Origin of the sequence: Saccharopolyspora sp. NPDC050389 (assembly GCF_040655595.1) — a bacterium.
Classification (GTDB): domain Bacteria; phylum Actinomycetota; class Actinomycetes; order Mycobacteriales; family Pseudonocardiaceae; genus Saccharopolyspora.
This window is the reverse complement of the sequence record NZ_JBFAKG010000054.1, coordinates 24106-45182: the sequence shown is the minus strand read 5'-3', so window position 1 is coordinate 45182 and position 21077 is coordinate 24106. Positions and strand designations below refer to the sequence as shown.

The following is a 21077-nucleotide window of genomic DNA, read 5'->3' as shown; positions in this document are numbered from 1 at the left end:
GAAAGCTCCTGCGGCGCTACTCGCCGGCGCTTCTTAGCTGCTCGCTGCGGTGCGTCAGCAGAGCCGTCAGTCGCCGCACCTCGGCCGCAACCTCCGGATCCTGGTCGCAAATCCGGTCCGCGAGTTCACCGACGCGGGTCACCAGCTCTGCGCAGCACCGCAGGACGTGCCCCCGCACTTCCGGGGTAGGCCAGTAATCCTCGTGTTTCAGGCAATTGCCGACCAGCCAGTCCGCCAGGCTGAGCTCGTGGACGACCGGGTTGTGCAGTCCGGACACTTCTTCGCCGTACATGTCGGTGAGGGTGCGGGATGCGACGGGCTTCGGCCCATCGAACCGGCGCCGGAGGGCCTCGGAAAGCCGAGCGCTGTGCTGAGCGCCACCATGAGGCGCAGGCCGGTGCGGCATGCGCAGGCATCGCGCAAGGGCACGCGACCTGGACCAATTGTCGACTCCCAGGAGGAGCGCCATGCCCTCGGAGACCATTCTCGACCTCCGGGTCGGACCGGTGACACTGGACGTGCCCCGTTCAATCGGGTACTTCGGCGGGGTGGCGCTCGCCGTCGGCGTGGGGTTGATCGACCCGCCGCTCGCGGCTTTCATTGCGGCGGTCCCGCTGTGGAAGACCCTGAACCACCGCGCCTTGCCGCTGGCGGCACGCACCGCCGGCGCGATCCTGGAAGGCGCGTCGAGACCGATCGGTGGTGACGCGGAAGGGACCGTTCGGCTCGACGACCAGCAGGAGGCCGACGACCGGGCCATCGCCATCTCGCTGGAAGCCGCTTACGGCGACCAGTTGCGCGGCCACCGGAAATCGGATCCTTGCCGGTGACCGGTAGCCCTGCCAAAGTCACGACGACGACTGCGGTGCCGACACGCGCTGCTGGCGGTTGGAGCCCGCCGGCCGGTCCACGTGTTCGTGCACGAGGCGGACCGCCATGGAACCCTCACCCACGGCCGAGGCGACGCGCTTGATGGAACCGCTGCGCACGTCACCCGCGGCGAACACACCGGGCAGGCTGGTCTCGAGGAAGTACGGCGGCCGACCGACGTGCTGCCACAGGTCCGTCGCCCGCATGGCATCGGACCCGGTGAGGATGGAACCGCGTTCGTCGAGCGCGATCGCGTCGCTGAGCCACTGCGTGCACGGCGTCGCGCCGATGAAGACGAACAGGGCACGTGCCGGCACCGTTCGCCGCGTCCCGTCCTGGTTGTCCTCCACGACCAGCGAGTCGAGCGCCTTGGTGCCGTTCACGCGGCGCACCTCGCTGTGCATGAGCAGCTCCACGCGGGGGTGGTGTTCGACCTGTTCCACGAGGTACCGGGACATGTTCTCGCCGAGGTCGGCTTCGCGGACCACGAGGTACACGCACTCCGTGTGATCGGCGAGGAAGACCGTCGCCTGCCCTGCGGAATTGCCGCCACCGACGACCGCCACGGGATCGAATCGGCACATCCGCGCCTCGTGCAGCGTCGCGGCGTAGTACACGCCCGCCCCCTCGAACGGCTCGATACCGGGGACCTGGAGCCGGCGGTAGTGAACGCCGGTTGCGAGCACGACCGCGCGGCACGTCACGTCGCTCCCCCCTTCGACGCTGATGACGTAATGACCGTCTCGCACGCTCAGGGCCTTCGCCGCGGCGGGAACGTTGATCTGAGCGCCGAACTTGTCCGCCTGCAGAACGGCGCGCTCGGCGAGTTCCGCACCGGAAATACCGGCGGGGAAACCGAGGTAGTTCTCGATCCGCGACGAGGTTCCCGCCTGCCCGCCGGCGGCCAGGCCCTCCAGCACGGTCGTGGTCAGTCCTTCGGAGGCGCCGTAGACGGCAGCGGCAAGCCCGGCCGGGCCCGCGCCGACCACCGCCAGATCGCAGGAGATGTTCTCCGGGGTGCGGTGGCCCAAGCCGAGGGCTGCGGCCAGTTCGGCGTTGCTCGGGTTCCGCAGGACGACGTCCCCGTGGAGGATGACCACGGGGGTCTCCGACGGTGCGACGCCGAACCGGCGCAGCAGTTCCTCCGCTTGCTCGTCCTGCTCGACGTCGGTCCACCGGTACGGCAGGCGGTTGCGCGCGGCGAACTCGCGCAACCGCCGCGCGTCCGGGGAGTAGCAGGATCCGACGATGCGGAAGCCGGCCCCGAGGCCGATCAGCAGCGAGCGTCGCACCAGGTACGCCCGCAGGATCAGGTCTCCCAGCACGACGTCCTGCCGCACCACCTCCCGCAGCCAGTCCACCGGGACTGCGAGGACCTCGCCGGGTTCCACGACCACGGCGGTGAGCGGTGACGCCTGTCCCGCCAGCAGTCCCAGCTCGCCTAGGAACCGGCCGGCGCCGTGCACCCGGAGGGTCTGCTCCTCCGGTCCGCCGTACCCTTCGACGACCGCGACCTTGCCGGCGAGGATCACGAAGAACTCGTGGACGCGCTGTCCTTCCTCGAAGAGCAGGTCGCCGCGCTGGGTGGGTCTGCGCTCGCTGTGGGCGCTGAGGCGGTCGATCTGCTCGTCGCTGAGCCGCGGGTACGCCCCGTGCAGGTCTGGCGTCTCGGCCGCAACACCGCTGTTCATAGTGGACTCCCGTCGCGGATCGCCGATCAGACGAACGTCTCGTCGACATAGCACCAACGCCAGTTCTCACCGGGCTCCGCGGAGGCCACGATGGGATGGCCCTGGACATGCGCATGCCGGCTCGCGTGCTTGAGCGGCGAGGAATCGCAGCAGCCGACGTGCCCGCAAGTCAAGCACAGCCGGAGGTGCACCCACGGCGAGTGGAGTTGCAAGCATTCCTCGCAACCTTCGGGACTTCTCGGGGCCACGGGTCGCACGTATTCAAGATGCGGGTCCCCCCACACGCCGGTCATCCGGACCACCTCCAACGAATCCTCCGGCCTGCAACACTGCTGACGTGTCCACGTCAAAGCCACCTTCACTGCACGGCGCCGCCACTGTGGACGGTTCTTGGCCGTTCACATGGTTACCGCCGGACACCGAGGTGAGCGCAGTCGACGGCCGATTCCCGCCGCGCGTCAGCGCGGGCTCCGGCCGATCGAAAGAGCACCTCCGGCACCGGTGCCCGGTGCTGCGAAGATGAACTGACCGTGACAACCATCGTGCCGATCGCCGCACTCACCGACCTCGACCCGGCAGCCGCAAAATGCCTCCGCCGGCTGACCCAGCGGGACGAAACGGCACATCCCGTCACTACTTCCGGCCATCAGGGCCGCTCGGACAGGCCCGCTGATAGCTCAGTCACGCTTTCGCCTCGGGTAAAGCCCCCGACAGCCGGCTGACACCGGTATGAGCGCCGTCGAGCGCCTGGCGGCAGAATCCAGTCCGATGATCTTTTCCGTTCGAGGAAACGGCCCCGCGCGACGGCTCGGCAGTCGACCTACTCCCGCGTGCTCGCGACCCGGCCGCCCCTCGGCCGGGCGCTCACGTCGAAGATCGAGCGGTGCCGCCGCGCCGTGCGGGGTTCAGGCACTTCGGCGAGCCCCTGCGGGCATCGCAACGCCGCCCACGACACGGCCTGCGGACCCGCCTCCTCGAGGGTGGCGCGGTAGAGCGCGAAGACCTCCGACAGCGGCCCGTCCTCCATCGCGTACAGCACGTTCGGCGCCAGGCCCGTCAGCTCGAAAACGCCGTTGCGCGCCAGCACCCTGGCCTCGACCCGGCGCATCAGGCCGAGGAGGTTCTCGTCCAGGTTCGTGACGCGCGACAGATCCACCACCAGGTGGTGCGCTCCGGCGTTGTGCAGCCCGTTGAGGTGGGCGGCCAGCTGCCGCGTAGCCCGGGAGTCGACGGGACCGCTGACGGTCACCACGGTGTAGTGGGCACCGCGCTGAACCGAAGTGATCGTCATCTCGTCCGCCTCGTCGGTGAGCGCGGCCACAACAGCATGCCCGACCATGTCCTCCAGCTCGGCGAGCGCAGCGCGGCGCCACAGGTCGGCACGCACGTCGGCTGATCGGAACAGCAGTTCGCTTGCCGGGTCCGGATGCAAAGGGCGTCGAATGGCCATGGGCACGATCGTCCTCCAGAGCTCTCTCGATCACTTCGACCCGAAGGCAGCAACTTCCCGCTCGCGACCTGCCCCAGCAGGGCGAACCGTCAGGGCTGAGACAAATGTGAGCGTGATGGCGAGCGGAATCCCCGTGGCGGTCGCCGCTATCCGGCTCGGCCGGTCGCCGACGTCGAGTTCCCTCGTGGCCCACGGCTGCCCGCCAGGGACAAGGCCCGCCTCACTCGGCCAAGTCGAACGACGCTGCCGGGATTGGCCCCGTCAGGGGCACGCGTGGGTCCGCCCACGCCTGCCACACTCCCCGATGGGGATGCACACCAAGACCTGCGGATGGCCTCGCACCAGCTCCGCACGGTGCGCGCGCGATGGGTCTGCGAGCGCTCAGCACGAAGACATCCGCTGTCCCCCGGCAGACGCTCAAGCCCGCTCACCTCAACGAGATGCTGCGATTGCGGGCGGCGGGACCAGTGGCCCGCCCATGGCCGAACCTCAGGCCGGAAGGTGCGCAGCGGTCGATCTGAGATGGCGGGTGCCATGGCGAACGAGTCAGACGGGTGGCAGGACGGCGGAGCGTCGTCGCCGCGGCAGCCCGACCCGTTGCGAACCGGCGACCGCACCGCACTGGGAGCGCTGGTGCTGCGGCTGCTCCTGTTCGGCGAGTACTTCCTGCTTTACGTGATCTCGCTGGTGCTCCTGGTGCTCGCCGCCGCGATCCTGGTCGTCGCGGTCGTCTCCGTCGTCCAGAGCCCCGCCCCCTGGCCGGAGCAGTTCATCGGCGTGATCGAGGAGCTGTTGCTCATCCTGATCGTGCTGGAAATCTTCGTCACGGTCGTGCACCACCTGCGCGGCGGGCACCTCCACCTCGAGCCGTTCATCGTCGTCGGCGTCATCGCGATCGTCCGGCACATCCTGTCGATCGTCATCAGGCTCGCTGTTCCTGGGACCGCGCCCGTGACCCATGACCAACTAATCGAACTCGCCGTCAGCGCCGGGGTGGCGTTCGTGCTGGTCGCCGCGCTGGCTCTGGCACGGTGGTCCCGGCCCCGGGCATCCATCGACTAAGCCTCATCAGCCACCGAAGCGGGCGAAGGCCTCGTGCGCGACCTGTTCGGCGAACGCACGGTCCTGCCACCCCCGCACCTCGGTGCACTTGCCAGGCTCGATCTCCTTGTAGACCGCGAAGAAATGAGCGATCTCCTCGACTAGGTGCCAGGGCAGGTCCCCGAGCTCTTCGATGTGCTGCTGGCGTGGATCGCCCGCGGGGACGCACAGCAACTTCGCGTCGGGGCCGCTCTGATCCCGCATCCAGAACACCCCGATGACACGCGCAGCGATCTGGCAGCCCGGAAAAGTTCGCTCCGCGACCAGCACGAGCGCATCCAGTGGTTCGTCGTCCTCGGCGAGGGTGTTCGGTACGAATCCGTAGTCCGCCGGGTACTGCATGGCGGTGAACAACGTCCGGTCCAACCGGATCCGACCGAGCTCCTGATCCATCTCGTACTTATTGCGGGACCCCATCGGTGTTTCCACTACGACGTCGAGTTCCATGATGCCTCCCGACGGTGCAGGGCGGCTCGCGCCTCCCAGGAAACGCCGGTCGGGCAATGGATGCAACGACGTCGACAGGTTCAGCACCGCCCTGCGCCGCGACGCCGACGACGCCCGCCCCGCGGTCAGCGCGCGGCGGTCGAACCGGCTCCGCAGAAACCGTTGGTGGTGGCAACGGGGGCGGGGTCACCAGGTGACCACATTCCGGAGAGATCGGGCAAGAGGACCGCCGGTGGCCTGTCCTGATTCGCCGCCCGAGTGGACCAGCTCAGATGCTGAAGCGGTTGTCGTCGATGCCCAGCGCGCGCAGCTTGCGATACAGCGTCGAGCGTGCGATCCCCAGCCGTTCGGCGGCGGCGAGCTTGTTCCCGCCGGTGTCGGCCAGGGCGTCGAGGATGGTGTCGCGCTCCGCTCGCTCCAGGGACGCCATCCGGCGCCGGGCCGGCGCGCTCCGGTACTCGGTCGGCAGGTGGGCTTGCGCGATGTCGAAGCCCATGGAGCGCATCAGCGCTGTGCTGAGTACGGAATCGAGCTCCCGCACGTTGCCCGGCCAGTCCAGGGCCATCAGCGCCTGCAAGGTGCCCGGCTGCAGCCGTGGTGCGGGCCGCTGCACGGTGTGCCGGCGGATCAGCAGCGGAGCGATGTCGGCGATGTCCTCCGCGCGGTAGCGCAACGGCGGGACGACCACCGACATCGGGAAGTAGTCGAACAACCGTGCGCACTCGCCCGCCGAACTGCGGGACTTCGTCGTCGCGATCACGTGGGCGCGGTTCCCACCGGCCCGGTCGAGCATTCGGCCCACCCGGCCGCACAGCCCGGCCGGCAGGACGTCGAGATGGCGAAGCACGACGGTGTCCTCCTCCGTGCCGACGTGCGAATCCAGCCGGTCGATCCACGCCTCCGGATCATCGTGCGCCGCCAACGCGTCGAGCACGGTGAACGCCGCGCCCGCTGCCCAGCGCTCGTGCACGTGCTCGGCGACGAACAGCTTCCCGGCCCCGGCTTCACCGGACAACAACAGCGGCAGGTGCGCCTCCACGGCTGCGTCGACCTCTCGCCGAAGCCGTTCGGCGACGACGCTGCGGCCGGGGAGCACCGCCGCGTTGATCTCGGGGGCACTCTCGCCTTGACGAGCGCGACGCGCCCCACCACCGGTGATCGCACCGCTCGACCGCACCCGCATTTCGACGAGCACTCCAGCCAGCCGACCTTCCTCGACGACCTTCGTGCCCCTGGCCTGCACGACGACGTCCTGCGCGAGCCGGATCTCGCCGCTGCACTCGTCCCGGCCCAGCAGCATCCGGGACGCCCAGTCCCAAATCAGCGCCTGATCGGACGGTTCCAGCAGTTTCGCCGCCGCGGTGTTGGTGATCAGGAAGTCTTCGTTCAGCGACACCACGGCCGAGCTCGACTTGCGGGAGGCCCGGAGGAAGTGCTCCAGCAACATCCGCTCGCGCAGCGACGCGTCTGCGTACATCCGGGACTCGATCTCCCGGACGGCGGAGAGCACGAACGGTTTCATCAGCACGTTGGCGTCCGCGACCCGGCAGGTCACGTCGAGCACGCCTTCCACCGCCCGGCTGATCGGATGCACCACCGGCGAACCGATGCAGGAGAACTCGACCAGGTTCTCCCGGAAATGCTCGGCGCCCTGCACCGCGAAGGGCTTGCGCTCCTCCAGCGCACTGCCGATTCCGTTGGTACCGGTGTACTCCTCGGCGTAGTGGAAGCCCGGCGACACCATCGCGCGGTCCAGGGCATTGGCCAGTTCCCTGCCACCGGCGCGGCGTTCGATGATCTGCGCCCGGGAATCCGCCAGGACGATCGTCGCCGGGCAGCCGAGCAGTTGCTCGGCCAGACCGTCGATGACCGGAGCCGCGGCGCGCAGCAGGCGGCCGGGGCGGTCGAACTCCGGCGCGTACGGGACCTCGTCGCTGCTGGGGGCGACTCCGACGAGCTGACACCGGCGCCAGGACGAGATGATGTCCTCCCGGAGCTCCGGTCGAGCGGTCGGATCCGGGTGCGCGAGGCCCGACTGGTCTTCGAGGAGCCGATCCCGTTCGCGGCGGAGCCTCGCCGCACCTTCACTGATGCGTCCCACGTGCACCTCGCATGGATCCAGGCCGCGCCTGGGCACAACATTGTGTGTACGCAAGGTAATCGCGCCGTTGCCGATGGAGTGTCCCAATATAGGACACGTGGTTCTGCTCACTCCACAGCCGGGATGCACCGGTGGCCGGTTCTGACCGACCGGCCACCGGCGCTGGGGGATCAGAGCCAGTTCGGCGCGATCTCGGTCTGCCACAACTCCATGCTGCGCATCTGCACGTCGTGCGGCACCGGCCCGGAGTACTGCCACTGCAACAAGTACTCCGGATCGTGCTTGGTCACCAGTTGCTCCATCTGGCGGTTGATCTGGTCGGGTGTCCCGACGAACTCGAAACCCCGGTCGCACAACGTGTCGTACTCGGGACTGATCGCGCCCTGCTCACCCTTGCGGCGGAGCACCTCGCCGAAGCCCATCGGGCCGAACCACTTCGGGAATACGAAGCCGTTGCCGCGACGCGCCCAGTGGTGCGCCTCGTCGGCGTCGCGGGACACCAGCACGTCGCGGAAGATGCCCACCCGCTGTCCGCGCTTGAGCTGCCCGTGGCCGGACGCCTCGGCTTCCTCCTGGTAGACGTCCAGCAGGTTCGCGATGATGTCGTCGTCGGTGTTCATCACGATCGGCACGATGCCCTCGCGAGCGCAGAACCGGAACGACTCCTCGCTGAAGCTGAACGGCTGGAAGACCTGCGGATACGGCTTCTGCAACGTCTTCGGCGCGATACCGATCTCGGTGATCACACCGGCCTCGTCCTGCCCCCGACCGAACTCGGCGACCGCGTCGTGGGCGAACTCGATGCCCGCGGGTGGGACCTGCCAGTGCTCGGTGCTCGTGTTGACGGTGTCCGACGTCCACAGCTCCTTGAGCAGCTCCCAGTGCTCGGTGAAGCGCTGGCGGTTGGCTTGGTCCCGCTCCGATTTGTCGGAGAAGGTCGCCCCGACGTGGTAGGTCTGGCCGAGCACGTCGGCCCAGCGCTTCTGGTAACCGCGCGCGATTCCCACGAACGCCCGGCCCCGGGACATCTGGTCGAGCATCGCGATGTCCTCGGCCAGCCGGATCGGGCTCTGGAACGGCAGCACGTTCGCCATCTGCCCGACCTTGATGTTCTTCGTCTGCATCGCGACGTACAGGTCGAGCAGGATCGGGTTGTTGGACTCCTCGAAGCCCTCGATGTGGAAGTGGTGCTCGGTGAACGCCACCCCCCAGTAGCCCAGGTCGTCCGCCAGCTGGGACTGCTTGGTCAACTGGTAGAGCATGTTCTGGTAGTTCTGGTCGTTGATGCCTGCCATGCCCTTGTTGATCTGGGCATGACTGCCCACCACGGGCAGGTAGAACAGGATCGATTTCACTGCGGCGGCCTCCTTCTCCGTTTCCTTCAGACGGCGCGCGTCACTCACCGCGGGCCGTACACCACCAATGCCGTTCCGGCGGGGTCGTGCAGCAGGGCACGCATCTCGTGGTCGCCCCGGCTCGGCGGCCGAACGACCTCCGCACCTGCGGCGACCAGGACACGCACGGCCTCTGCCACGTCGTCGGCCTTGAAGGCGACGGCGACGCCGTCGGGCGCGGGATGCTCATCGGCCGTCGCCAGTGCGAGCGTGCAAGCACCGCCGTCGAGCGCGAGGTAGCGGTCCCCGTCCCGGAACTTCACCTCCAGCCCGAGCCCATCTGTGTAGAAGTCGATCGCCGCGTCGAGGTCGGCGACCGGTATGAGCACGGTGCGCAACGCGAGAGCCATCGGCACTTCCTTCCTTCGTGGGCTCGTCAGCGGATCCGAGCCGATCTGCAGGTACGTGCAGCGGAGGTGGCCGCGCGCTTGCCTCCCAACGATTCACTGGTCGTCGCACGCGTGTTCTCGGCTTCGCAGCGGGCTTTTGAAGAGCGACAGGGGATCCACCATCAAGCCGTGCATCGCAGCTCCCCACCTCTTCGCACGTTCAGCGCGTCTGGATCGACCTTGCCGGTGCAGCAGCCCCTGCGAACGTCCCAATACGAAACACTGGACCCCGGCGGGACCCGGCGCTCCATCATCCACAAAGGATCGCGCCGACCGATCGGGAGCGACAGCGCGCTGTGGTGTAGCGAAGTGGCACACCACGAAGCGGGTGCACTTTCGTACTGTCGGTTGCCATGGACGTGGAATCCGACATCGACGCCCCAGTCCGGGCGGTCGAGGCCGCGCTCGAAGAGCTGCGCCGGGGCCGGTTCGTCCTGGTCCGCGACGACGAGGACCGGGAGGACGAGGGTGACCTGATCATCCCCGCGCAGTACGCCACCGCGGCACAACTGGCCTTCATGGTCCGGCACACCAGCGGTTTGATCTGCGTTGGAATGACAGGTCGCCGCCTGGACCGGCTCCGACTCGACCCGATGGTCGCGCACGGTGACGACCCGCGCGGCACCGCGTTCACGGTGTCGGTCGATCTCCAGGAGGGAACCACGACGGGCATCTCGGCCGAGGAGCGCGCCCGAACCATCCGCGCCCTCGCCGATCCCGATCGTTCCGCCGACGCGTTCTCCCGACCGGGCCACGTCTTTCCGCTGCGGGCGCACCCCGACGGTGTCCTGGCGCGTGCGGGGCACACGGAGGCGGCTGTGGACCTCTGCCGCCTTGCCGGACTGCGCCCGGCCGGCGCATTGGCAGAGGTCACCAACGACGACGGGACGATGGCGCGCCGCGAGCAGTTGGTCCGCTTCGCCGAGCAACACCGGATCCCGCTGATCGCGGTCTCCGACGTCATCCGCTACCGGCAACGCCGGGACGTGCTCGTGCGGCGCGGCCCGGCAGGCCGGATCCCCACCGAGTCCGGCGACTTCAGCGCGATCGCGTACAGCTACGTCCTGGACGGAACCGACCACCTCGCCGTCGTTCGCGGGGACGTCTCCGGTGCCGAAAACGTGCTGGTCCGGGTGCATTCAGAATGCCTGACCGGCGACGTGCTCGGGTCCCGCCGCTGCGATTGCGGCCCCCAACTGTCGAAGGCGCTGAGCAACATCGGCGCCGTCGGCCATGGGGTGGTCATCTACCTGCGGGGCCATGAAGGCCGTGGTATCGGCCTGTCTCGCAAACTTCGTGCCTATGGACTGCAGGACCGCGGACTGGACACCGTCGACGCGAACCTCGCGCAAGGTCTACCGGCGGATACCCGCGATTACGCCGTCGCAGCGCAGATCCTCCGCGACCTCGACGTGCGCTCCGTTCGGCTGATGACCAACAACCCTGCCAAGAAGCACGGCTTGCGGATGCACGGGGTGCCGGTCGTCGACCGGGTCCCGATGGTCGTACCGCCGACCGAGGACAACATCGACTACCTGCGCACGAAGCAAGAACGCCTGCACCACCGCCTCGGGCTGCGAGTGGAGGAGGTACCCAGAGCCCTCGCGCCGAAGCCACCGACCAACCGGAAGGACTGAGTGTGAGCGTCAACGCAGATGATTCCCGAACCAAGTCCCAGTTCCGCGATGCGATGGCGTGCTTCCCCAGCGGGGTCACGATCGTAACCACCACCGATTCCGATGGCAGACCATGGGGATTCACGGCCACGGCGTTCTGCTCGGTGTCGTCGGAACCACCGCTGGTGCTGGCCTGCCTGGCCAAGTCCGCGCAGTGCCATCCAGTGTTCCAGGCCGCCGACGCCTGGGTGGTGCACGTCCTGCCGGAAGCGCACGCCGAACTCGCGATCCGGTTCGCCACGCGCGGCACGGACAAGTTCGCCGGTGGCGAGTTCACCACCACCGACGGCCTCCCCAGGATGTCGAGCGCGTCCGCGACGCTGGAGTGCTCGGTGCACGCGCGCCACGACGCCGGCGATCACACCATCCTGGTGGGCCGGGTGCTCGACGTCGCTCTGGGCACCGCCCCGCCAGCGGTCTACTTCGACCGCGCCTTCCACCGCATAGCACGGTGATCCCGGACCTGCTCCGGCCCTCCGGGCTGAGAAGACGCACGACACGAACCACCCAACTGCTCCCAGAGATGGAGGCGAAATGACGACAACGACGACGAAGCGTATGTGGGCGCTGCCCGGGGCGGAATTCACCCTCGACACCGGACTCCTGGTGGTGCACGCCCAAGGGCAGGTGACCATCCCCGTACCGTGTTACCTCATCGAACATCCCCGCGGGCTCATCCTGTTCGACACCGGCATCGCGCCCGAGGCCGCAGACGGCGCGGAACGCGTCTACGGACCGTTGGCGGACACCGTCGGCCTGGTCTACTCCCCCGAGCAACGACTCGACCGGCAGATCGAGGCGCTCGGCTACCGCACCGAGGACGTCACGCACGTCATCGTGTCCCATTCGCACTTCGACCACAGCGGTGGCGTCCGCCTCTTCCCCAACGCCGAACTGCTCATCGGAGAAGGCGACGTCCCGTACGCCCATTGGCCCTACCCCGCGGCGGCGCCGTTCTTCCGCCCCGACGACTTCGCACCGACGCGGGACTGGAAGTGGCACCACCTGTCCGCCGATCTGGACCTGTTCGGTGACGGCAGCATCGTGATCCACCGGATGCCCGGGCACACTCCGGGCAACAGCAGCGCGCTCGTCCGCCTGCCGCACCAGAACTTCCTGCTCACCGGGGACACGGTGCACCTGCGCCAAGCGCTGACCGAAGACCTCCCCATGCCGTCGGACTACAACACCCAGGACGCCGTGCGCTCCATCCGCCGACTCAAGCAGCTCGCCGCCGCACACGAGGCGACGGTGTGGATCTCGCACGATCCCGATGACTGGTCGAAACTGGACCACTCCCCGACCTGCTACGAATGAGGCGACATGTCCCTCATCGTCGAATACGCCTGCACCGGATGCGGCGACCGCCGGGACTTCTGGGTCGCCCACCCCATTCCGCCGACACGCGACTGCGCAGCGTGCGGCCAGGGCGCGAACCGCCGGTTCGGCGGCGGGTTCCTGAGCGGCAGAGCCGAACCGCCGAGCACGGGCGGCAATCCCGCATCGGGGCCTTCTTGCCGTGATTTCCCCGACGTGCCGGGGATCTGCTCGCTCACGCCGACCGCGGCGAGGAGCTTGGCTGCCCGCCTCCGGGGCGACACCAGAGCTCTGGAACGGGAAATGGCCCACCAGGAGGAGGCTATCTCGGCGGGTCGGCTCGACCCGACCGCGTCTCTGGTGACCCCGTACCACGGGCACCGCCAGCACACCACGAAGACTGCCGACCTGCGCGGCGACAACTCGGGACCAGCCACCAGCACGGCTGGGCCGCCGGATAACAACCCGGCGACGCGCTGAACGGGTTGCCGGAACGCCTGGAACAAGTCATCGCGGTCTCGAGACCACGGCCACGATTCGACCGCGTCGACTTGGCCGTGAGCACCAACGTCAAGCGGTTTCGACGGCAGTACCAACGGCGGTTGTCCTCTCCTTCAAGGATTCCTCGATTCCGAGTCGATCAATTACCGCCGCCTGTGGTTCGAGCAGGGCTCCGGCAAAGTCGCTTAGGTTTGTCAGGGGGTGATTCCGCAGAGGGTCAGTGGTCGGGTGAAGTCAACCCCGAAGCCATGAGAGAGGATGCAGCAGCGGACGCGGTCTTCTCTTGTGATCAATGGATTCGACACCCACCTGATCAACAAGACCGTACCCCCACCCTCACCACCACAAAAGGACTTTGCCGGGGTCCTGGTGGTTCGGAGAACCGTTTTATCCCGGCGGGCCCAATCGCCGCGCGGATTTCGTCCCCCGGTGCGCACGCGCCGAACAGCCCGCGTTTGGCAAGCTGAGGGCACTCGGCTCGGAACCGTCGTTCCTGCTCGAAGTTTCCTCCGACGGTGTTGTTTGCTGTACATCGCCGGGTCGCGACCGGACCGCCGGGTCGGCAGACCGTCGAGGCTCGCCAATCCCAGCGCGGAAGACGAAGACCTAGGAGTCGACGATGACCCAACAACCGCCCCCCGCGCCCGGTGCCGGGGAGTCGTCACCCATCGAGAATCCGGCACGCAGACCGGTCGCCTCCTACGCGACCTACGGGGAAGCCGAGAGCGCGGTGGACTACCTCGCCGACCAGCGGTTCCCGGTGGAACGGGTCGCGATCGTCGGCCACGAAGTCAAGCTCGTCGAGCAGGTGGTCGGCCGGATGAACTATGGGAAGGCCGCACTGCACGGCGCCAGCGGCGGGGCGGTAACCGGCGTGCTGATCGGCTGGATCTTCGGTTTGCTCAGCTGGATCCAGCCGTTGTTGGCCAGCCTGACGCTGGCCGTTTACGGACTCATCTTCGGCGCCATCGTCGGCGCCTTGATCAGCTTGGTGGCCTACGCCCTGCAAGGCGGGCGTAGGGACTTCGCCGCGGTGCAGGCCATGGTGCCGAGCCGGTACGAGGTACTCGTCGACACCGAAGTCGCAGACGAGGCCGCGCGGCTCCTCCAGCAGCGGCAAGGCACGCCGGAACGTGATGCCACCGGTCCAGCGTCCTGATCGAACCGCGTCGCCGGCGGTCACATCGTCTGGCAACGATCCACTGTAGATGTTTCAGCCCGCAGCGCTCGCCGCGACTATGTCTTTCCGAATCTGCTCCAGCTGCCCCCTCAGGCTGCCTAGATCAGGATCGATTTCCGCCGCTCGCGGGGCTATTTGTTGCAACATCTCCACCGTGGAACCAGCCAGCCGAACGGCCTCATCGACGCGATCCTCGGCCAGCAACCGCTCGATCTGCCAACTGAGACCCGCGAGCGTCTCGCTGTTTGTGTCCGGAATCAGGTACCCCCCGAGGCCTGGCGGGTAGGGAGTGCGCTCACGCAGTTCCCGCAACGCCACAAGCACCGCGTCCGTGGCGCTCAGGTGGTCAAGCAAAACGATGAGGCGATACAGGCGCGCCACCAGCTGCGGCTGCCCGGGCTGTTGGCCAAGCCAATCGAACAGAACCTGCTCGCCGCCCAGGTGCTCCGTGATGCGTGACAGCTTCGCCGCGACTGGATTCGGTAGCGTCCAGTGGAACGGCAGGACGCGTGCCACCTGATGTGCGAGCGTCACCTCACCGTCGGCGTCGAGCGCGCCGGAAACCCACGCGTCGATCAGCTTTTGATCAAGACGGAATTCCTCCACGGGTCGTCTCCCATCGCGAGGCCGTCAAGCTGCTGCGGTGCTCGGCTGCTCGCCGACGACTCGCCGCGTCTCCGGGATCCGACAACGTCGCAACTTCGTTGAACGACGTGGGCAGCCGGCAGCCTGGTGCCGCAGCTCAGAATCCGGCGGTCGAGCACGCTGAGGCCCGGGCGAGCTGGCGCTACCGACCGGGCTACGAACCTTGAACCGCATCCGCACCACGTCCGACGCGAGACGGCCCCCGGAAAATCCCGAGAAATTCGATCGTCACCGAATCTGCCAGGTCTGCCGGGACCCTAGCCGGGTCCGCGAGCAGGGCACCTTCAAGAGTGGGCGTCCCCCGCAGTTCAGGTGCCCTGCTCCGGTTGGCCGGCCTACGATTCAAGGTCCGCCCGTAGTCCCCTGGTGTCAAGCCGTTCGCGGGGTTTCTCGCGCGAAGATGCGATCCACCCGATGCCGCACGCTTGCTCCGTCCCGAGATGAGACGTCTCAGGATGAGAGGGCCTCGTCGATGGCTGCGCTCAACGACGCCTCATCGAGCGGTCCGGAGTAGCGCCTGCCGTTGATGAACAAGGTCGGCGTGCCCCTAACACCGCTCGCTCGCCCGGAGGCGATATCCGCTGCCACCCGCGGAAGGTGCACGCGGGAGCGCGCGCCCACCACGGCATCACCGGGTACGCCGATCCGCTCCGCGTGACGAGCGAGGCTGGGGTCATCCAACTCGCGTTGGTGCGCGAACAGCTCTTCGTGCATCTCCCAGAACCGCGCGTACTCGTCGGCGGCCTCGCTGGCCAGTGCCGCCGCTACCGCGCGCGGGTGCACCTCGTCCAGAGGGAAGTGTCGGAACACAAACCGGAGATCGTCCTCGAACCGCTCGCGAAGCCGCTGGGTGATCGGGTGCAACCGACCGCAGTGCGGGCACTCGTAGTCGCCGTACTCCACTACCGTCACGCGGGCCGTATCCAGGCCGGCAATGTGGTCGCGGCCCGTGACCGGCTCCGTGAGCATCTCGGGCCGGTCTTCCTCCTGATCTTCGCCCACCGCCAGCGGCGGTTCGCACGCCGCTCCCCTGTTCCAGGCGAACGCGAAGATCAGACGCCCCAATACCGCGGCGATCAGCAACCCGAGGAGAATCCCGATCTTGGCATCCTCTTTCCAGACCTCGCGCTCGAACGCCAACTCGGCGATGAACAGGGAAACGGTGAACCCGATGCCCGCCAAGGCCGCGCCGCCGGCCAATTGCCCCCACGCCAGATTCCCCGGGAGCGCACCCATCCCGGAACGCAGCGCCACCCAGGTCCCGACGCAGATCCCGACGAACTTCCCGACGACAAGACCCACAACAACGCCGTGCGTCACCGGTGAGACCAAGGCCCGTGACAACGTCTCCGCGCTGATCTGCACCCCGGCGTTGGCCAATGCGAACAGGGGGACGATCAGGTAGCTGGTCCACGGGTGCAGCAGGAGCTGCAACCGCTCGTTCGGCGGCACCGCCGCCCGCACTCCCAACACCGCCTCCCGGCCGCGCTCCGGTGTCGGATCCCGCAGGAACATCTGCGTGAGCTCACCCATGCGAAGGACGTGCGACTCGTGCGGTTCGTACACCTGAACGAGAACCCCGAGAGTCAGGCCGATGACGGTCGGATGTATGCCGGACTCCACCGCGGCACCCCACATCGCCAAGCCCAGCAGGAGGTAGACGGGCGAACGCCACTCACCGAAGCGCCGCACCAGAAGCAACAATGCGAACAGGCAGAGGGCGATGCCCGCCGCTGTCCAGCCGATGTGCCGCGTGTACGCCACCGCGATGACCGCGATCGCACCGACGTCGTCGACCACCGACAACGTCAGCATGAACACCCGCAGCGGATCCGGGCACCGGGGCCCCACCAGGACCAGCACCCCGAGGACGAACGCGGTGTCGGTGGCCATCGGGATGCCCCAGCCCACTGCGGTGGGGCCGCCCGGGTTGAACGCCAGGTACAAACCGATCGGGAAGATCAACCCGCCCACCGCTGCGAGCGCCGGAGGCAGCGCTCGGCGCCGGTCGCGCATCTCGCCGATGCTGAACTCGCGCGAGACCTCCATCCCGATCACGAAGAAGAACAGCGCCATCAGGCCGTCGTTCACCCAGTGCCGGAGGTCGAGATCGAATTCGAGGTCGCCCAACCGCAGCGCGAACGGGGTCTGCCACACGGCCTCGTAGGTGTCGGCGAACGGCGAGTTGGCCCACACCAGCGCGATGAGCGTGGCGGCGAGCAGCACCATGGTCCCGCCGGACTCGGTGCGCAGGAAAGCGCGGATCGCGCGAGTTAGGCCCCTTTCCGGGGTTACACCCGGCACCTCCATCCACAGCCTCCCGCTCCCATCGCACCCGGTGCCATGCTCCCGTCAGGACACGCCGACCGCACGACGACCTGGATGCGAGGCCTCGATGCGCGGACGACGCCCCCGAAGATCGGTGCGGGCGTGGCTGCGCGCCCCGTCGGGCAACCCGGCCCGTGCGTCGACTTTTGGACTTGGGATGCCCGCCGACCGTGGTCCAGAGGAAGCAGATCGACCTCGTGTGGCAGGGCCGTGGCCTGGTCGTCGAGTATTCGTCTCGGCGGTGTGGTCCGCACCAACGCCGTCGCCTGCTGCGCAGGGCACTACGGCCTTCGAAGACTCGCGCTGCCGGGCCGAACGCCGCCTGCGAATTCGACCTGCGGGGCGGACGCGAACGGACTCGGCTCTTGTCAGGGTCGTAGGCGCGCGGGCTTGGGGCCGGCCCACGACTTCGCTCCGAAAGGCACCCCGAGCCAAAGGAGCCAGGCACGACGTTGATGCGGTTGAGAACTGGTGCCTGAAGGGCACGGGCCGGGGCGTGACAGCGGTACCGGCCCTGACCGGAGTGGGAGGTGGCTCGATGGCTCTGGTGCTAACCGTGAATCCAGGCTCCTCCAGCTTGCAGGTGCATCTCGTCGATGCTCAAGCGGATGAAGTGCTCGATTCATCGGCCGTGGAGCAACATGCGCACAGCGCGGAAGCGCGACGCGCGCTCGAAGGACTGCTGGAACGCGTTCAGGACCAGCACATCGCAGGAGTCGGTTACCGCCTTGTCCACGGCGGCCAGAAGGTGCTTTCTCCGGTCACGGTCGACGACTCCACGCTCGATGCGGCACGCGCAGCGGAATCGCTGGCGCCATTGCACGTTCCACCGGTGCTCGATCTCGTGGACACCCTGCGCGCGCGATTACCACGGCTTCCGCACGTGCTGTGCCCTGACACGGCCTTCCACGCCGAGCTTCCCGAGGTCGCGAGAACTTACGCCCTGCCCGCGAATTGGCGGCTACGCTACGGAATTCGACGCTACGGCTTTCACGGGCTCTCGTATTCCCGGGCCCTGCGGCGCACTGCTCAGCTGCTCGGCCGTCCGGAGGATGATCTGCAGCTCCTACTGACCCACCTTGGCGGGGGCTGCTCGGTATGCGCGGTCCGCAGCGGGCGAAGCGTGCAGACGTCGATGGGCTTCACCCCGCTTGAGGGCGTGCCGATGACCACGCGTTCCGGCAGCGTCGATCCCGGTTTGCTCCTGTGGCTGCAGCGCGAAGCCGGACTCGGCATCGACGACATCGCCGAAGCGCTCAACCGGAGGTCGGGCTTGCTCGGGCTCTCCGAGGGGCTTTCCGCGGATACCCGGGAGCTGGTGCAGGCGGCCGAAAACGGCGACCCCAGGGCCGAATTGGCCATGAACGTGTTCGCCCACGGCGTCCGGCGGGAGCTCGCCGCGGAGGCCACCAGCCTGGACCGCGTGGATGCGGTGGTCTTCACCGGCGAGATCGGCTGGGACCAGCCCGAGCTCCGCGAAGCGGTGTGCTCCGGGCTAGGGGTGCTGAGCATCTCCGGAGGTTTGAGCGGCAACCGCGACGACGATGGTCCGGTCAGCCCGCCCTCCGCGGCCGTACCCGTCCTCGTCGTGCGTCCGCGGGAAGAGCTCGAAATCGCCAGGTCCACGATGACCGCCTTGCACAGCTGAAGCCCGACCGTGACCCTGTACCGCTCGAAAAGGCGTAGCGCCTTGGTCAGAACAGCTCAGCGAATACTGATGGTCGCCTCCCCGGCCTTCAACCGTTGGAGACGTCACGCCAAAGCCCAACAGGCGGCCGGAAGCCTCTCGGTTCCGGCCCAGGTTCACTCGGCGTAGAAGTAGATCGTCAGCTCGTACGTTTCCGGATTGGGGGCTCGTCGCCAGGACACGTCGAGGACGCGTGCCGTGTTCCCGCTGATTCCCAACCACAGCGTGGCCTTGTTGAACGCCTCGTCCTGAGTCTCCCCGTGGCACGACAAGGAGAGCACCTGCTCGTAGGGTCCTCCCGGTGGCAGGTTCGCAGTCGGATCCATTCCTCGCTCCTTCGTTCGCGCATGATCGCCTGGAGACGGCTAGTGCCCGCCTGGCGGTGGCGAAAGCTCGCTGGTGGAAGCGCACGGGCTCGGCGACTCGGCTGGTGTTCGCGGGTCATTTGGAGGATGGTCATGGCCTGTCGGCACAGACCCTGACTCTCTGCCTCGCGTCACAATTCGGGGCTCCGACGTAGCATTGCCGATGCACGGAACGCACCCGATCCATTCGTCCCCACTGGCGACCACCGGTCGATCTGGGCGTGGTTGAGCTGCTGCACGCCGTGGTAGAGGCCGTTGAGGTTGCCCAGGCCCAATCAACGAGCGCATCTCCCAGCACGATGATTCTTATGCGCTCGCCATCGCCAGCGCTGTCAGTCGTCGGCGAGAACCTGTTCCAGCCACATGGTGTGGACCGGGCCGTCGCCGAGTTCCGCGTTGCTAGTCAGCCGGCGGTGCAGTGCCACCGTGCTCGCGACGCCTTCGACGTGGAACTCGGCGAGCGCCTGCCGCGCCCTGGCGTAGGCCTGCTGGCGGTCCGTTCCCCAGCAGATGAGCTTCGCGATGAGCGAATCGTAGAAGGGGCTGATCCGGTCCCCTTGCGAAAAGCCCGTGTCCACCCGCACCCCCGGGCCGCCGGGCAGGTGCAGTGCGGTTATATCGCCAGGAGTCGGGGTGAAGGCGCGCGCCGGGTCTTCGGCGTTGATGCGCAACTCGATGGCGACGCCCCGGCACTCGATCGAGTCCTGATCCAGCGTGAGCGGGGCGCCACCGGCGATTCGCAGCTGCTCCGCGACGACGTCCACGCCGGAGATCGCCTCGGTGATCGGGTGCTCGACCTGGACGCGCGCGTTCATCTCGATGAAGTAGAAGTTCTCGTCGCTGTCGACCACGAACTCCACAGTGCCGGCGTTGCGGTAGCCGACATGCTCGGCCAATCGCACCGCCGCCGAGGTGATGGCCTGCCGGGTCGTCTCGCGCAGGGCCGGCGCGGGCGCCTCCTCGAGGAGCTTCTGCCGGCGCCGCTGCACCGAGCAGTCCCTTTCGAAGAGGTGCACGACGTTCCCGTGCTCGTCGGCGAGCACCTGCACCTCCACGTGCCGCGCATTGGGAACCGCGCGCTCGAGATAGATCGTCGCGTCCCCGAACGCCGAACGCGCCTCTGCTCGGGCTCCGGGCAGCACGTCCAGCAGTTCTTCGGTGTCGCGGACCGGCCGGATCCCCCGGCCTCCCCCGCCCGCGGCGGCTTTGAGCAGCAGCGGGAATCCGATTTCCAGAGCCACCCGCGGTGCCTCCGCCGGGTCGATGATCGGGCCGCTGCCGGGCACCACCGGGATGTCGGCGGCCTCAGCGGCGCGCCGCGCAGCCGCCTTGTCGCCCATCTGCTCCAGGACGGCCGGGGGCGGCCCGATGAACACCAGGTCCGCCTCGATGATCGCCCGGGCGAAAGCGGCGCTCTCCGATAGGAATCCGTAGCCCGGGTGCACCGCGTCCACGTCGGTGGATCGCGCCGCCTTGAGCAGCGCATCCGGATCCAAGTAGGACTTCTGCGCGGCGGATCGGCCGATGTGCACCGCATCGTCGGCCATCTGCACCCACCGCGCGTACTCGTCGGCATCGGAGTAGACCGCCACCGCTTCGATGCCCGCCGCGTGGCACGCGCGGATGATCCGAACGGCGATCTCGCCGCGGTTGGCCACCAGCACTCGCCGCAGCCCGGTCATGGCTCGTCGACCTCGAACAAAGTCTGGCCGACGTCCACCTCGTCGCCGTCGTCGAGCAGGATCTTGCTGACGCGGCAGGCCCGGTCCACCTTGACCTCGTTGAAGGTCTTCATCACCTCGATGAGCCCCAGCGTCTGACCCGGCCGCACAACGCTACCGGGTTCGATGAACGGGTCCGCCTCGGGCGACGGGCGCCGGTAGAAGACCCCCGGCATCTGAGCATCCACTGTAGACATAGATTTCCTCTCGAACA

Annotated in this window: 21 protein-coding genes; 8 read left to right on the top strand and 13 right to left on the bottom strand. The window is 67.9% G+C overall.

Features of this window, described 5'->3' with window-relative positions; genetic code table 11:
- Window positions 1–16 precede the first annotated feature (16 nt).
- Complete coding sequence (locus AB0I53_RS30480) at window positions 17–292, bottom strand: hypothetical protein (protein WP_358610445.1); 276 nt, start codon at window positions 290–292, stop codon at window positions 17–19.
- Between the two features lie 175 nt (window positions 293–467).
- Here AB0I53_RS30480 and AB0I53_RS30475 point away from each other — a divergent pair, with 175 nt between their 5' ends.
- Window positions 468–830, top strand: coding sequence for a hypothetical protein (locus AB0I53_RS30475; RefSeq protein ID WP_358610442.1), 363 nt, complete (start codon window positions 468–470; stop codon window positions 828–830).
- An 18-nt stretch (window positions 831–848) separates the two neighbouring features.
- Here the strand turns inward: AB0I53_RS30475 and AB0I53_RS30470 are convergent, their stop codons facing one another.
- The 3 genes from AB0I53_RS30470 to AB0I53_RS30460 form a co-directional block, all read right to left on the bottom strand.
- On the bottom strand, window positions 849–2561 hold the full coding sequence (locus tag AB0I53_RS30470) for an FAD-dependent oxidoreductase (protein WP_358610439.1): 1713 nt from the start codon (window positions 2559–2561) through the stop codon (window positions 849–851).
- Between the two features lie 26 nt (window positions 2562–2587).
- Window positions 2588–2854 (bottom strand): UBP-type zinc finger domain-containing protein, encoded by a 267-nt coding sequence (locus AB0I53_RS30465; RefSeq protein ID WP_358610436.1) that lies wholly within the window; start codon window positions 2852–2854, stop codon window positions 2588–2590.
- A gap of 527 nt (window positions 2855–3381) precedes the next feature.
- Entirely contained in the window at window positions 3382–4011 is a 630-nt protein-coding gene (locus AB0I53_RS30460) for an STAS domain-containing protein (RefSeq protein ID WP_358610433.1), read from the bottom strand.
- A 534-nt stretch (window positions 4012–4545) separates the two neighbouring features.
- Between AB0I53_RS30460 and AB0I53_RS30455 the strand changes: the two genes are divergently transcribed.
- Window positions 4546–5073, top strand: a complete 528-nt coding sequence (locus AB0I53_RS30455; RefSeq protein WP_358610430.1) for a phosphate-starvation-inducible PsiE family protein — start codon at window positions 4546–4548, stop codon at window positions 5071–5073.
- Window positions 5074–5079: 6 nt separating this feature from the next.
- Here AB0I53_RS30455 and AB0I53_RS30450 read toward each other — a convergent pair whose 3' ends face one another.
- From AB0I53_RS30450 to AB0I53_RS30435, 4 genes are all read right to left on the bottom strand, one after another.
- Window positions 5080–5559: an inorganic diphosphatase gene (locus tag AB0I53_RS30450; RefSeq protein WP_358610427.1), complete on the bottom strand. Its 480-nt coding sequence runs from the start codon at window positions 5557–5559 to the stop codon at window positions 5080–5082.
- A gap of 268 nt (window positions 5560–5827) precedes the next feature.
- Window positions 5828–7660 carry a helix-turn-helix domain-containing protein gene (locus tag AB0I53_RS30445; protein ID WP_358610424.1) on the bottom strand — a complete coding sequence of 611 codons (1833 nt, stop codon included), beginning with the start codon at window positions 7658–7660 and terminating at the stop codon, window positions 5828–5830.
- Between the two features lie 170 nt (window positions 7661–7830).
- A complete protein-coding gene (locus tag AB0I53_RS30440) occupies window positions 7831–9015 on the bottom strand; it encodes an LLM class flavin-dependent oxidoreductase (protein ID WP_358610421.1) in 1185 nt (394 codons plus the stop codon).
- A gap of 44 nt (window positions 9016–9059) precedes the next feature.
- Window positions 9060–9404 (bottom strand): VOC family protein, encoded by a 345-nt coding sequence (locus AB0I53_RS30435; RefSeq protein WP_358610418.1) that lies wholly within the window; start codon window positions 9402–9404, stop codon window positions 9060–9062.
- Between the two features lie 392 nt (window positions 9405–9796).
- Between AB0I53_RS30435 and AB0I53_RS30430 the strand changes: the two genes are divergently transcribed.
- The 5 genes from AB0I53_RS30430 to AB0I53_RS30410 all read left to right on the top strand — a co-directional run bounded on the left by AB0I53_RS30430 (window position 9797) and on the right by AB0I53_RS30410 (window position 14096).
- A complete protein-coding gene (locus AB0I53_RS30430; protein ID WP_358610415.1) occupies window positions 9797–11080 on the top strand; it encodes a bifunctional 3,4-dihydroxy-2-butanone-4-phosphate synthase/GTP cyclohydrolase II in 1284 nt (427 codons plus the stop codon).
- A gap of 2 nt (window positions 11081–11082) precedes the next feature.
- Window positions 11083–11574, top strand: coding sequence for a flavin reductase family protein (locus tag AB0I53_RS30425; RefSeq protein WP_358610412.1), 492 nt, complete (start codon window positions 11083–11085; stop codon window positions 11572–11574).
- Between the two features lie 79 nt (window positions 11575–11653).
- Entirely contained in the window at window positions 11654–12436 is a 783-nt protein-coding gene (locus AB0I53_RS30420) for an N-acyl homoserine lactonase family protein (protein ID WP_358610409.1), read from the top strand.
- A 6-nt stretch (window positions 12437–12442) separates the two neighbouring features.
- Window positions 12443–12916, top strand: a complete 474-nt coding sequence (locus AB0I53_RS30415) for a hypothetical protein (RefSeq protein WP_358610407.1) — start codon at window positions 12443–12445, stop codon at window positions 12914–12916.
- A gap of 640 nt (window positions 12917–13556) precedes the next feature.
- Window positions 13557–14096 (top strand): general stress protein, encoded by a 540-nt coding sequence (locus tag AB0I53_RS30410; protein ID WP_358610404.1) that lies wholly within the window; start codon window positions 13557–13559, stop codon window positions 14094–14096.
- Between the two features lie 54 nt (window positions 14097–14150).
- Here AB0I53_RS30410 and AB0I53_RS30405 read toward each other — a convergent pair whose 3' ends face one another.
- Window positions 14151–14723 carry a hypothetical protein gene (locus tag AB0I53_RS30405; RefSeq protein WP_358610401.1) on the bottom strand — a complete coding sequence of 191 codons (573 nt, stop codon included), beginning with the start codon at window positions 14721–14723 and terminating at the stop codon, window positions 14151–14153.
- A gap of 489 nt (window positions 14724–15212) precedes the next feature.
- Window positions 15213–17072: a Na+/H+ antiporter NhaA gene (gene nhaA, locus AB0I53_RS30400; RefSeq protein WP_358610398.1), complete on the bottom strand. Its 1860-nt coding sequence runs from the start codon at window positions 17070–17072 to the stop codon at window positions 15213–15215.
- Between the two features lie 556 nt (window positions 17073–17628).
- Here nhaA and AB0I53_RS30395 point away from each other — a divergent pair.
- Window positions 17629–18738, top strand: a complete 1110-nt coding sequence (locus AB0I53_RS30395; protein ID WP_358610395.1) for an acetate/propionate family kinase — start codon at window positions 17629–17631, stop codon at window positions 18736–18738.
- Between the two features lie 155 nt (window positions 18739–18893).
- Here AB0I53_RS30395 and AB0I53_RS30390 read toward each other — a convergent pair whose 3' ends face one another.
- The 3 genes from AB0I53_RS30390 to AB0I53_RS30380 form a co-directional block, all read right to left on the bottom strand.
- The gene (locus AB0I53_RS30390; RefSeq protein WP_358610392.1) at window positions 18894–19103 is read right to left on the bottom strand and encodes a hypothetical protein; all 210 of its coding nucleotides are present in this window, start codon (window positions 19101–19103) and stop codon (window positions 18894–18896) included.
- 371 nt (window positions 19104–19474) lie between these two features.
- Window positions 19475–20824 carry an acetyl-CoA carboxylase biotin carboxylase subunit gene (locus AB0I53_RS30385; protein ID WP_358610389.1) on the bottom strand — a complete coding sequence of 450 codons (1350 nt, stop codon included), beginning with the start codon at window positions 20822–20824 and terminating at the stop codon, window positions 19475–19477.
- Window positions 20821–21060 carry an acetyl-CoA carboxylase gene (locus AB0I53_RS30380; protein WP_358610386.1) on the bottom strand — a complete coding sequence of 80 codons (240 nt, stop codon included), beginning with the start codon at window positions 21058–21060 and terminating at the stop codon, window positions 20821–20823. Before AB0I53_RS30380 ends, AB0I53_RS30385 begins: the two co-directional genes overlap by 4 nt.
- Window positions 21061–21077 lie beyond the last annotated feature (17 nt).